8 protein-coding genes are annotated in these 13452 nt (G+C 62.4%); 2 read left to right on the forward strand and 6 right to left on the reverse strand.

Annotated elements, in window-relative coordinates; translation table 11 throughout:
* Positions 1-295 precede the first annotated feature (295 nt).
* Complete coding sequence (locus tag IRZ31_RS06555) at positions 296-466, forward strand: hypothetical protein (RefSeq protein WP_170293180.1); 171 nt, start codon at positions 296-298, stop codon at positions 464-466.
* A gap of 286 nt (positions 467-752) precedes the next feature.
* On the opposite strand, the gene IRZ31_RS06560 is transcribed toward IRZ31_RS06555, so the two are convergent.
* The 6 genes from IRZ31_RS06560 to IRZ31_RS06585 all read right to left on the reverse strand — a co-directional run bounded on the left by IRZ31_RS06560 (position 753) and on the right by IRZ31_RS06585 (position 10987).
* Entirely contained in the window at positions 753-3827 is a 3075-nt protein-coding gene (locus IRZ31_RS06560) for a GAF domain-containing sensor histidine kinase (protein ID WP_297151294.1), read from the reverse strand.
* A 452-nt stretch (positions 3828-4279) separates the two neighbouring features.
* Positions 4280-4720, reverse strand: a complete 441-nt coding sequence (locus IRZ31_RS06565; RefSeq protein ID WP_297151297.1) for an HIT family protein — start codon at positions 4718-4720, stop codon at positions 4280-4282.
* A 264-nt stretch (positions 4721-4984) separates the two neighbouring features.
* Positions 4985-7306 carry an LUD domain-containing protein gene (locus tag IRZ31_RS06570; protein WP_297151299.1) on the reverse strand — a complete coding sequence of 774 codons (2322 nt, stop codon included), beginning with the start codon at positions 7304-7306 and terminating at the stop codon, positions 4985-4987.
* Positions 7296-7898: a lactate utilization protein gene (locus tag IRZ31_RS06575; RefSeq protein WP_297151302.1), complete on the reverse strand. Its 603-nt coding sequence runs from the start codon at positions 7896-7898 to the stop codon at positions 7296-7298. The genes IRZ31_RS06570 and IRZ31_RS06575 overlap by 11 nt, the downstream gene beginning before the upstream one ends.
* A gap of 194 nt (positions 7899-8092) precedes the next feature.
* Entirely contained in the window at positions 8093-10123 is a 2031-nt protein-coding gene (locus tag IRZ31_RS06580; RefSeq protein WP_297151305.1) for a nitrilase-related carbon-nitrogen hydrolase, read from the reverse strand.
* A gap of 120 nt (positions 10124-10243) precedes the next feature.
* Complete coding sequence (locus tag IRZ31_RS06585; protein ID WP_297151308.1) at positions 10244-10987, reverse strand: GntR family transcriptional regulator; 744 nt, start codon at positions 10985-10987, stop codon at positions 10244-10246.
* A 693-nt stretch (positions 10988-11680) separates the two neighbouring features.
* On the opposite strand from IRZ31_RS06585, the gene IRZ31_RS06590 reads away from it, so the two are divergent.
* Positions 11681-13452, forward strand: a 1772-nt coding sequence (locus tag IRZ31_RS06590; protein ID WP_297151311.1) for a GAF domain-containing protein, incomplete at its 3' end; no start/stop codon positions are given.

Consider the following 13452-nt stretch of genomic DNA (forward strand, 5'->3'; position numbering starts at 1 on the left):
TTTTGCTGCGCGCTGCTGCGCAAGTTGCTCGCTTTGTCTCTCTCTGCTCCTCGCCAGGCAACCGCTCGCGAGCCGGCCCGACTAGAGAAGATTGGGGCGCTCTTACATAAGACAAGATTCAGGCTGAGCTTGCTGGTAGAGAAGCGGAGGGTGCGCTGGTGTGGTATCATATAGGATGACAAATCCTCTCTGAAGATCGGTACACGTTGGCCCTCCTCGCTCACACCGAGATTGCGCAGCGAGTGGCGTCGGTACCTGCCTATAGACCGCGGTAAGGAGGTTCTCTTTTTTTATCATGAAAGCAGTGAAAACACATGTGGGCCGCTGCGATACCTGCGGCGAGCCGGCAGCCTATGCTCAGCTGCTCTCCGGCGGGCGAACTTTCCGCTTCTGTGAGCAGCATGTGCCCCCTCTGGTGAAAAGGCAAGCAGAAGCCACTGCCGCCAAGGAAGAGCAGAAAAAGTAAGCGAGTGCCTGAGGCTGGTGCGGGCGGGCGAGTGAGACAAGTGGGACAAGTGGGACAAGTGGAACAAGTGGGACAAGTGGCCAGATGAGCGGTTCGGATGATCAGGCGAAAGAGAGAAGGAGAGGTTATAGTCTCTCTCTCCGCTGTCCTCTCTACTCTCCGCTGCCTGCCCATGCCTCCCTGGCCCTGGCCAGGCGCCAGTATAAGATAGAGTGAAAGACGCTGAGGTTGCGCCGATAGAAGAAGCAATGGTGGGGCCTCGCGGCTGCTCCAGGCTCTGAGCTGGCTAGTTGAGGCCGTTGCCCATCAGGGGGAGCTCAATAGTGAAAGTCGCTCCCTCCCCCGGTACGCCGCTGCTCTCCACCCAGATTTTCCCCCTCATTGCCTCTACCAGGCGGCGTGAGATGTAGAGGCCCAGGCCAGAGCCACGGATCGGACTATTGACGTCGCTCTCCAGGCGCACAAAGCGCTGGAACAACTTCGGTTGATCTTCCGGACGGATACCTTTGCCACGATCGCTGACGCTGATCAAGGCACAGGGCCGTAGTGAAGCGCCATCTAGCGAGGCGCGGGCGCGGAAGGTGATCGGCGTACCAGGCGGTGAGTACTTGAGCGCATTCATGGCCAGATTGCGCAGGATCTGGCGCAAGCGCACCGGATCGGCCTGCACTGCCAGATCGGGGGGGATATCCAGATAGACGATCCGCTCCTCCTGGGTGAGTTGCGGCTCCATCATATCGACAACGCTCTGCACGATGTCCTCCACTGCCACCGTCTCGATATGGGCCGGGCGAATGCCGGCGTCGACCTCCAGGCGGCTGGCGTCCATGACGTTATTGAGCAGGAGCACTAACTCGTCGCAGGCCAGGCGAGTCTTATGCAAGAACTCGTGGCGCTGCTCGGGAGAGAGGATCTCATCGTACTGGGCCAGCAGCTCCAGATAGCCCTGAACGGCGGTCAGGGGAGTGCGTAGCTCATGGGAGGCTGTGATCATGAACTGGTCCTTGAGCTGGTCCAGTTCCTGCAGCTGCTGATGAGCTGTGCGGATCTGCTGGTAGAGCGTGGCGTTGGTATAGGCGACGGCGGCCTGCTCGGCGAAGCCCTGGGCGCGTGGCAGATCGGGCAGGCCCAGAGGCTGGCGCTCCTGAGTGCCTGGACGCAGCGAGCGCGCCAGGACCAGCAAGCCGACGGCCACATTGTGCGAGAAAAGAGGGGCCAGAATGGCTGTCGGTACGTAGCGTCTGGCGAGCATCTCGCGCAGCGAGAGGGCGCGATGCATGCGTTGCCGCCGCGGCGGGTGCTGCGACCAGACCGTTGCTCCCACGGCAACGGCCCGAGCCTGGGCCTGGAGCGTCATCGGCGCTGGCGGCTGCGGTGGGTCAAGCTGATAGAAGTGGGTCAAGGGGATCAGCATCGGCTGGGGAGAGGCCAACGCCTGGGCCTCGTACTCATGCTCGTAGATCACCGGCCACTCGCTCAGCTCGCTGAACGGCTCGCCGGCGCTGGCCGCAATGGCCTGGGGCAGCAGGCTGCCGTGCTGATCGGGAGTATAGAGCAGGACATAGTCAGCATCGAGAGCGTTAGCGCCCTCGCGGCAGATAATCTGATGGATCTCCGTCGGCTCGACAATGGCCGAGTTGAGGCGGGTGGCGATATTGGCCAGCGCCTGGGCGAAAGCCTCCTGCTCGCGGGCCTCCTGATACAGAAAGGCATGTTCGAGCGCGGTGGCGGCCTGCTCGGCGAAAGTGCGCGCCATCGTCTTCTGCGTTGGTGAGAATGAGCGATCTGAGCGGCTGCAGAAGATCAAATTGGCCAGATGTTTCTCTTGATACAGCAGGGGGATCACCAGGCTCGTGCGAATGCCCATCTGAGTAGACCAGGCCACAAGCTCCGCGGGCAGATGCTCGGTCGTGATTGCTGGCCAGCGCACCTCCAGCTCGCGTGGCTGTAGAATCGTGCAGACGTCGAGGTGCTGCCCCTCAAAGCGCCAGAGAATCGCTGGCCCGGCAGGTGAAGCGGTCACATAGACCTTCACGCTGGCCGGCATCTCAGGAAAGGGAGCTTTCTCCTGGATGAAAAGCAGCGCTGCCTCACAGCCCAGGGCCGTGGGTGCCAGGCTCACGATGCGCTCCAGCAAAGGATTCAGCTCCAGAATCTCGCTGAGCTGGGCCGTTAGCAGGCGCAGACGCTCGGCCTCCTGTCGACGCTCTTCGCGCTCGCGCAGCAGCGCACTATTCTGGCGATCGGTCAGCAGATAGCGCAGGAAGAGACAGATGGCTACCGCTGCCGTCAGCGTATCGAGGAAGGCAGCCCGGACACCATCATGGATGAGGCTGGAATAGAGCGTCAGCACGATCTCGATGATGAACGGTAGATAGATCAGCAGGCTCTGGAAGAGCAGCACATGATCGGAAGGGTACTCACTCGCCGGAGATTCCTCGTCGCCCCTGGCGTGACTATCCGTCTTCAGGACCTGGCTAAGCTCACGGAGCGGGACCTGCTGGCGGTAGGCATGCCGGGCGAGCGTAGTGTAGTGCCAGGAGGCGGTCAGGCCCAGCGAAGCAAAGAAGAGCAACCAGCCAGTATCGACATAGGGCGTCCCTGAGACGTAAGCCTGGTGCAGCACCAGGTAGCAGTACCAGCTATCGGACCAGAGCAGGGAGCAGGCGCCGAGGATAAGGAGCAGCAGCGAGGGACGCAGAGGCCGCTCTACGCGGACCAACGTCAGGAGCATGGCGCTGGCAAGCACGACCTGCAGATCGAGGAAGGGATAGCTGAGGCTGATTCCCAACGTGACCGGATCAATACCGCTCTGATGCAGAGAAGCGTAGGAGGGGCCGACGAGAAAGAACCAGATCGCTCCCAGCAGGCAGAGCGTTGTGATCAGCGAGTCCAGCAAGATCAGGAGAACAGTGCGGTTCAGTTTGAAATCGCTCAGGATGAGTAGCTGGCTGCTGATCAGCAGTGGGTAGTTAAGCAGGAAGGCGAGGTCGGCCAGAGAAGGGAGAGCGTTGGCCTGTCCTATCCAATCGCGATAGAAGTAGAGCAGGCCGCCGAGGGCGTCGAGCAGCAGAGCGATGCTGACGAGCGACCAGGCTGCCTGGTAGCGAAAAGTCAGGCGCAAGGGGCCATAGCGGCTCCGCCAGACGGTCAGGGCCGCCTGAGTGGCGGCGCCTAGAGCGCAGAGGCAGTACATGGTATCAGCAAAAAGGGCGGTAGCCTGGCTGCCTCCCAGGCGCAGGGCCATCCAGAGGAGGCTCAGGAAGACAGTGAGGGCCGCTGCTCCGGCCTCCAGACCGCTTTCGCGATAGAGCCGTTGAAGGTAGCTGGGCGTCAGACGCTTTGTGACAACCGTTCTCATCGCTTGTCCCCACCATCCTGGCTTGCTAGCTCTCTTCCGATCTTGCCAGCCGACGTGCTCTCCTGTTGGCTGGCCGGCCCTGCCGACCAGGAGGCTGAGCGCGAAAGGCTTCTGCTTGCGCGTGGCAGGCCGGGGTAGAGAGTAGGGATGAACATAGTATATCATAGATCAATTTAAGTGGAGCATTTTTTTCGAAAAGGATGAGGGGATATTGCGCCAGCAGAGGAACAACTGATCGGGTTATTTACGGTTCTGCCAGTCTGCTCGCAAACAACGATCTATTGTGAGGAAAAGGTAGTAAGGAGAGAGAAAAGCGATGATTGATCCCTCTGCTTGAAAAAGCTGTCATGCCAGAGGGAAAGCAGTAGAGTGCGAACGTGGGTTTGATTCGGCCTGCCCAGCTCCAGCTGAATGGACGCCGGGCAGGTGCGCAGTCACGTCGCTCAGTAAGCTTAGCAGAGATGGCTCTGGTGAGAGAGCTGGGCATGAAGATCTGCCGCTAGCCGTTCCAGCTCGCTGCGCTCCGCCGGGCAGTCCTCCCAGCGCAGGAAGACACGGCCCAGAGCGGTATCGTGAGGGAAGCGAGGCAGCAGGTGGAGATGGAAATGGCGCACGCGCTGCTGAGCGGCGTGGCCATTCGCCTGAACCAGGCTTAGCCCTGGGCAGTTGCTGGCGCGACGGATGGCGCGAGCCACGTGAACGGTGGCCTGGAAGATACGGGCGGCAAGCTGATCATCGAGATCGTAGATGGTCTCAACATGCTTGCGTGGAGCGACCACCACTTTGTAAGGATTGGGCTGCTCTTCGCTCAAAAAGGCCACCACCTCATCACTCTGATAGACAAAGTTGGCCTCCACTTTTCCGCTGATCATCTCACAGAAGATGCAGCTCACGGCTGACCGCCTTTCCCACAACGCCAGTCTGATCAAGCGTTGCGTTTCAATTTCGCTGAAAAATAGTTGCTGCGCTGATGAGGAGAGAGCCGGCTTGAAAAGGGAAGAGGCGGCCCTCGCCCCAGTGCATTAACAGTATACTCTGCAGTTCGTTGTAATGCAATTGCGTGCCAGGCAGAAGGCCATCAGGGCCGTCCCCGCTGGCAAGCGCTTGCCGGCCAGGGGGAGCGGCCCTGAGTGCTCTGCTTCTCTCGATTGAAGCGGCTAGGCGAGGTACTCCGCCACCAGTTGCGCCAGGTGCAGCACGCGCAGAGGGCGGCCATTGGCGTCAACGCCGCCGCGCAAGTGCATCAGGCAGCCAGGATTGTCGGAGACCAGCAGTGTGGCCCCGGTCTCTTCGGCGTGCCTCAGCTTTCTCTCCAGCAGGCGCTCGGCGATCTCTGGGTGCTCGATCGAGGTAGAGCCGCCGAAGCCGCAGCAGACGTCGGAGTCCCTCATCTCGCGCAGCTCCAGGCCAAGCACGTCGCGAATGACCTGGCGTGCCTCTGTGCGCAGGCCCAGGCAGTTGCACGACTGACAGGAATCGTGATAAGTCACGACAGGCGCCGACCCGGACCTGGGACGGCGCAGCGCTGGCAGTCGCTGCTGAGCTACCAGGACTCGCAGCAGGAAGCTAGTGAAATCCATGATGCGCCCGGCCAGCGCGCGGGTGCGGTTGAGCCAGCTCTGCAGCTGGAGATCTTCAAAGAGGCGCAAGTAATCCTGGATGAGGGTAACAACGCAGCTGGTTGAGGCGCAGACAATGTAGTCAGCCCCGCTCTCGTCGAGGGCGCGCTCCAGCATGCGCACAGTCTGCTTGGCCATTGCCACACCGTGCTGGCGGTCGCCTGAATTGAGGGCTGGCAGGCCACAGCAATGCTGAGCGCGCGGGAAGACCACGCGCAGGCCGCAGCGCTCCAGGATCTGGATGACGGCCTCTCCCATCTCGGGATAGAGGCGGTCGGTCATACAGCCGGCAAAATAGCAGACTGTCAGCTCGTCGGAACGGCGCCCCTCCTGGCGAGCAGCGGCCAGATTGGCGCGGTCCCCAATGCGATCGCGCAGGGGGCGAAGAGCAAAGGCTGGCAGGCTGCGCCAGCCTGTCAACTGGACCAGCGGGCGCAGGCCCGGCAGGCGCTCGAAGAGGCGTAGGTAGCGATAGCGCACATAGGGCGTGCCCCTGGTGGCTGGCCACTGGCCGAGGGCGGCCAGGCGCGTGAGCAGATCGAAGAGGCGTGGGCGGGCCAAAACCCCAAAGATGAGGCGTTTGAGCCACGGCAGGCCCTCGCTGGTCGCCACGCGGCTGCGTACATCCAGAATGAGGGAAGGCAGAGGGATTTCCACGGGACAGACGGTCTCACAGGCGTTGCAGCTCACGCAGAGGCTCTGCGGACCGGCGGCGGCCTCCAGGCCATGATGGAAGGGCGTCACGACCAGGCCGATGGCTCCGCTGTAGATGTAGCCGAAGGCGTGGCCGCCAACCTGCTGGTAGGGGGGGCAGATGTTGGCGCAGGCGGCGCAGCGAATGCAGCGCAGGGCCTCCTTGAAGCGCGGATCGGCGCGCATGGCGCTGCGTCCATTGTCCAGCAGGACAATGTGCACCTCCTTACCGGGCCGGTCTGGTCCCGTAATAAAGGTCGTATAGCTGGTCATGGGCTGACCGGTCGCGCTGCGGGCCAGCAAGCGGATCTGCGTCATGGCATCGGCGAAGGTGGGCAGCAGCTTATCGTAGCCGGCCAGCACCACATGCACTGGCGGTAGCGAGGTGACCATGCGCCCATTGCCCTCGTTGGTATTGAGCATCACGGTGCCGCTCTCGGCAATGAGGGCATTGGCTCCGCTGATGCCCATGCCGGCGGTCAGGAACGCCTGGCGGTGCTCGCGGCGGATAACCGCCACCTGCTCGGCCACGTTCTCGCGCGAGATCTCGCGTCCGGTGGCGCGGCTGAGGACCTCGCCCACCTGCTGGCGGGTCTTATGAATAATGGGCATCACCATATGCGAAGGGCGTTCATGGTCAAGCTGCGCCACCCACTCGCCCAGGTCGGTCTCGACGGCCTTGATCCCTCGTTCCTCCAGATAGTGGTTCAGCTCGATCTCTTCGCTGACCATCGTCTTGGACTTAACGACCAGCGTGATACCCTTGCGGCGGCAGAGTTCGTAAATATAGCGGTTGGCCTCCTCGGCGCTGCGGGCCTCATAGACTACGGCGCCGGCGGCTGTGGCCTGCTCCTTGAAGCGAGCCACCAGCTCCTCCTGGTGAGCAATGGCCTCGTCCTTGGCGGCGCGCAGGCGCTGGCGCAGGGCGGCAAAGCTATAGTCAGAACCGTATTCTGCCGCTGTGGCCTCGAAGAGGGCCTGGCGCGACTGACGCCAGCTGGGCGCGAAACGCTCCAGGGCGCGGTGCATGTTCTCATCCTCCAGGCCTCGCTGCAAGCGCTCCGCAAACGGGGGCATATCGTGGACAGCCGGGACTGGTCTAGCAGTGCCTGGCTGGGAGGTCAGAGTCTGCGCCTGGTTCGCCTGTGCATGCTCCTTATAGCTCATTATCCCTGTCCTTTACTTCTTCACGAGAGAGAGATGGGTCACTTGCAGGAGTAGCGACGACAATCACGCAGAGCGCGCGTGGCCCCTGCACGCCGATCGTCAGAGTGCGTTCGATATCGGCGGTGCGGCTGGGGCCGGTGACCAGGGAAATATAGTGCTGTTGCTGAGGACCCGGGCGAGTCAAGGTCTGGAGCAAGGTAGCTGCCTCATCGAGGAGCGGAACCAGCTGCCCGGCGGAGACAAGAACGAAGTGGGTCAGCGTCAGCATGCCCACGATGCGCGCCGCCAGGGCGTTGTCGGCCAGGAAGACCGAGCCGGTCTCGGCGATGGCCAGGGAGGCGCAAGAGAGGCCCGCCGGGGCATCGGCGACGCGCTCGGGGATCGTGGCCTCCTCCAGACGAATGCCGCGCGCGCTCAAAAGCGGCAGGAGGGCCCCCCAGGGCTGGCAAGCCGCAAAAGCAGGCGGGATAATCAGCCGCTGTTCAGCGAGCGCGGGATGGGTAGCGATGATCTCAGCGGCCTGAGCCAGGTCCTCGGCCCAGTGGGCTACGCCGCCGGCGGCGCTCAGACGGCTCTGAAACTGAGCGAACAAAGCTGAACTATTCATTCGTGCAACCAGAGAATTTCAGCAGATAGCAGCGATCACTCAGGCTGATGCCTGCAAGAAAAGCGGCACGCCAGCAGTGAGACCTGGCTTGTCGCCAGCGACCGCGCTGCTGGACGCGCCGGTAGGGTAAGCCGAAGGCAATGACACACCCAGGCAGGTGCGGGGCCGGCCCTCACCAGTCAGCGTGCGGCTGGCGTGGCGGGCGATGCTGCCGGAGCGGAGGAGGTCACACCGGCAGCAGGACGCACCAGGTCCAGGTACCACAGCGGCTGGCGCTTGCGCAGGAGTGGCTTGGCGCGGACCACGTTGCCGGGGATGGTCTCGCGGATATCGTAGGCCAGCTCGCCGGTCAAGGAGCCGGCTACATCGCCGGGCATATAGGTTGGCGAAAGCGTCGTCGAGCGCCGACCAGTGCGCTGCTCACGCGTATCGATTGTCATCAGCATCAGCGTTGACTCGCCCTCCTCGGCGATTACTTCGCGCCAGGGGTAGCTGGAGCAGGAAGGCGAGTAGATGCCACTTAAGCCATTGGCGCGAACCCCCCTGGCCTCGCCGCTCCAGTTGGCAATGGTCAGGTAGACATGATGCTCAGCAGCGCGGATGCGCCAGGGCAGGTAATGCAAGGGATCGTAGCCCTCGGGGGCCACGTGTGGGCCGAAAGGGATCGCCGTCGGCCCCAGTCCGATGGGGCTGGGGAAATTGAGCAGCGTCGGTGCGCAGACGAGATCGCAGCCCTTGCCCGCCAGCACGCGCAGCGTCTCCGGGAAAAGCACATCGTAGCCTGTGGCCAGGCCGATGCGCCCTACGGGACTATCGAAGGTTGGCAGGCCCAGATTGCCCGGACTGGCCCAGCGCTGGTCGGCGCGCGTGAGATGCAGCTTGCGGTAGGTCCCATGAACTCCCTCGGGATCGAGCAACAGCACCGTATTATAGTAGACTGGCTCTGCGTTTCCATCAGCATATGTGCATTCAGCGACCCCCAGCACAATGCTGAGCTGGAACTCCGTGGCCAGGGCTACCAGAGCCTCGATCTCGGGGCCGGGCACGCGAATAGCGCCGGCGCGCATCCGGGCCGCGAAATCGGGATGGGAGGGATCGAATGGTCCTGGTAGCGTCAGCTCGGGCAGCACCAGCACATCGGGATAGGCAGGTTCATGGACGCGCAGCAGCGAGCGCACCAGCGACCGGAGACGTTCCAGACGCTCCTCATTCGAGACGGTGACAGTAGCTCCTGTTTGCTCCTCCTCGGGCGCGGCGAGCACCTCGCGCAGCTCAAGCTGAACAAAAGCGGCGCAGGAGAGCTGGCCGGGCGGCAGCTCGTGGGATTGATAGAGGCCGTGGAAGCGCAGCGGCTCCCACAGATAGGTATTGTGCACCAGCGAGACATATTCTCGTGGGCGACGATCTGCCAGGCGGTCACCCAGCGGCTCTTCGCCGGCAGGCCCCCACTGCTTGTTGCGGCAGCGCTCTAGATCGACCTCGCCGTAGACAATACCTTCGCCATCGTCGCGGTAAGCCTGGATTGAGCCGTCGGGATTCAGAATGCAGCTCCCACCGCTGAACTGCACCCCGCGCTCGCGCCCGTAGCGGTTAGCGGCGATCAGGTAGACGCCGTTTTCGAAGGCGCGCAGCATCCACCAGCTGCTGGGGCACTTTTCGTCTAGCCAGCCACAGGGGAAGAGCAGGACCTCGGCCCCGCGAACAGCGGCCAGGCGTGCGGCCTCGAAATACATCGCGTCCATGCATACCAGGATCGCCAGGCGTCCAAGCGGCGTATCCCAGACCGGCAGGCCCAGATCGCCATCGCGGGCCCAGCGTGGTTCAGCAATATATGAGTGCAGCTTACGATACTTGCCGAGCAGGCCCTGGGGACCGAGCAGAGCCGTCGTATTGTAGTAGACGTCGCTTTCGGGATCGACCTCAGCCAGGCTCAGCGCGATGTAGCAGCCGTAGGCGGCGGCCAGCTCGGCGAAGCGCAGGCAGGTAGGGCCGGGGACAGGCTCGACGTAGGGGGCGATCTCCTCGCGCGACTCCCAGCAGTAGCCGGTCGTGGCCAGCTCTGGTAAGACGATCAGTCGCGCGCCGTGACGGGCGGCCTCCTCGACGAGACGCAACAGGTCGCCGATGTTCTGCTCCTTTTGGCCCGGCGTGGGTTCGTACTGGATAGCGGCGACCCGGTACCTGGTAAAGGAGGACGCGGATGTACTCATACTTGCAAGCTCCAGGCGTGATTGAGCAGGCGGCGCTGGTCGCGCCGCGCCCACAACCCCTATTATATACCATCATGATGAGGAAGCGAGTGAGTGAGAAGATCGGATCGCTCACCCTGGTCAGCTCTCGCCAGGGCCGCGACGATAGAGAATGAACTCGAAGGCGTCAGGAACGTGATATCCCTGTGAGAAGAGCACAGGCCTCTGCTCTAGAGTATAGTCAACTTGCTCGATATAGAGTAAAGGCATACCAGGGGAGAGGCCGAGCTTCTGCGCCAGCCAGACTTCGGCCAGCAAGGGCCGGAGCTGGGCAAGGCCGTGATGGATGGTGAGACCAAGGCGCTGGACAAGAAATTCGTAGAGTGAGTCCCTGTAAAGGTCGGTCAGTTCATAACTGGCCGCCTTCAGCAGGGCCGTCGGCAAAAAATCGATCGAGAAAGCCGCCGGACGCTGATCGGCCAGGCGCACACGCTCGATCACCATCACTTCGTCCGTGGGAGCCAGCGAGAGCCGGGTGGCCACCTTGGGCCCGGCTGGCATCGTCTGAATGACGACGTCGCGCGTGCCGGGCACGTGCCCCGAGGCCCGAATCAGCTCGCTGATGTCAAGGTTGCGGTCGAGGCTACCCTGCACTTGCTGCGGATGCTGGTTCACAAAGGTCCCGTGACCGTGCCGGCGCAGAATCAGCCCTTCCTCGGCCAATGCCTGAAGCGCCTCGCGTAGCGTTGTACGACTGACTCCTAGCGTCTCAGAAAGCTCTTCCTCGTTCGGGAGGCGAGAACCGGGGGGATAGAGGCCCGTGCTGATCAGGATGCGCAGCCGCTGGCGCACCTGGCTGGCCAGCGCTCTCCTTCCTCTGAGCACCGTTCGACCCCCTTCCTGCTTCTGCTTGATTGTTGTGAGCAGAGCAGGTAGACTAGAGATATGGCATAGAGGCAGTCACGAGTGTTTGAGGTTGAGTTTACACTCTTGATGCAGAGATGTCAAGTGGTTCGTATGATTGAGGGTTCCTGCTGTATAAAAGGTAATTGCCTTTAGCATTGGTGCGACCGCTGCAAGCGAAGGATATCCCACCCAGCAGGGAGTTTGTGCTGTGTATTGTGAATCAACGCGTGCCCGGTGGCAGCCGCTGTATCAATGCAGCCAGCGGCCCTCTTCGCCTTCCTATCTATCTGGCTGCTTGGGGCTGCCTTTGTGCAGCTGCCCGGTTGAACGTTAGTTAGTTTCGCGGGCACAGGATCGCCGGAGGAAGCTCGCAAGTCAACGAACCATGACTGATTAGAATGCAGGCAAGCTGATGGATAGAAGGTGAGGCCGAGAGAAACCTGCTGCAAGGCAGAGGCCACCGCGAGCCGATCTCTCCCTGCTCACCAGGGTCGGGGCTGAGGTAGACCGCGCGTCTGGCATAGCGCGCCGGGGAGCTGACGAGGTGGTGATGCTTTCCACCTTTGTTCCTCGACTTGTATCCCTCTACTATAGTGAGAAGGAGCGAGCGAGAAGGCTGACGGCCCGACCTTCTTCATGTCACATCTGCGCCATCCGCTACGTTGGTGATCCATGCAGAGCAGCGAATCGTTTACTAATCCTGGTTTGGAATCGTTTGAGTTACTACCTCCCTATCTGGCGGCTGCCGGCGCTGAGCCATTGCACTTCGAGCAGTTGCGCCAGCAGGAGCAGATCATTAGCGACACCAGTCCGCTACCGGCGCCCTTCCGCGTTCGGCTTTTTACCCTCCTTACCTACCGGCGGCATGTGCCCCACTGTCTTCATTACTTGCTCGCCCGGCTTCTCAGCCAGGGTCAAAGGGCCACGGCCATCGCCGCTCTCCTCCAGGAGCTGGCGAACGACGAAGAGCGAACAATCCAGCTTGAGCTACTGGCGACCCAGACAGAACCGCTCCAGAGCTGGCCCGAGCCGACCTCAGCGCTGGAGCAGGCCCTGCTCTGGGCTGCTGGGGCGCTGCTCTTACCGGGCGAGCAGACTGATCAGGCTCGCCTGGAGCTGCGGCGCCTGCTGCCGTCGAGCACCTATGCGTCGCTGCAGGCTTTTCTGGCCTTTGTCCAAACCTGTCATCTCTGGATCATTGCCTATCCAGAGCGGGCGCACGTCGCCGACGAGCAAGCGAGGCAGTACCTGCTACGGCTCCTGCAGGGTTGTGAGCCAGAGGAGCAGGAGCATCTGCGTTCGCTGCTAGAGCGGCTCGGCTCCTGCACGGATGAAGCTGTCTTCAGACACGAGCTTGAGCTGTACCGTCGCCGACTGCGGGCCGTATTAGAGGCCATTGGCGATAGCGTTCTGCTGTATGACCATCGCGGGCGCCTGGTCTATGTAAACGCTGTTGCCCGTCGGCTTCTCCCCCTCTTGCTACCGGATCACGCCCGGCGGGCGGCCCTGGCCAGCGCGGGCGAGAACGACCAGGGTGGAGTGGTAGAGGCTGGAGAGACGGCGGAGGCGCTGCTGCTCGCTGATACCCCCACCTCTGCGCCGCTGCAGCGTATTCTCCAGCAGGGGTACCCCATTGCTGGCGAACAGGCGGTTGATATCAACATCAAGCTGGCTGGAGGAGAGGAGGCTATCTTCAGCTTCAGCGGCGCGCCCATACGCGGCAGTCGCGGACAGATCATTGGCGCTATCATCATTGGGCGCGAAGTCACTGCGCGGCGGCGACTGGAGCAACGTGCTCATACCGCGCTCAGCGCCCTGCTGGCGATGGCCGAAGCGCTCGTCCAGGTCGACGATGAGCCACTTCCTCTGCAGGAGTCCCAGAGTGAAGGGCAGACGCGTCTGGTCATGTTGCGGTTAGGCGAGCTGACGCGCCAGGTACTTGGCTGTCGGCGCGTGGCCATGCTTGGGCTGGAGCGCGAAACCGAGCGCGTTCAGCATGTAGCTGTCACGGGCGTCACTCCTCAGCAAGAACGCCGCTGGCAAGAAATCGTCCTTGGGACCCCACTGAGCGCCTTTCTGAGCGCGGCCCTGCTGGAGCGGCTGCGTGCTGGCGAAAGCCTGCTCATCGACCTTGAAGCGCCCGAGTTCGGTCACCTGCGCCGTCATATCCGCAGCTACTCAGTGCGGGCCTTGCTTGTTATTCCCATGTGCCTGCGCGAGCGGCTCATTGGCATCTTCACCGTTGACTATGGCCCCGAAGAGCACAGCTACAGCCCCGATGAGTTAGCGCTCGCGGCAGCAGTGGCGCGCATGGCTACCCTCGTGCTGGAGCGCGAGCATCTGCTAGAAGAGCGGGCTGAGGCGCGGGCCAGCGTCCTGGCGCTGCGCGAAGCCAATCGTCGCATGGACGAGTTCATCAGCTTTGCCAGCCATGAGCTGCGGGC

It is taken from the genome of Thermogemmatispora sp. (genome assembly GCF_019683635.1).
Lineage (GTDB): Bacteria > Chloroflexota > Ktedonobacteria > Ktedonobacterales > Ktedonobacteraceae > Thermogemmatispora.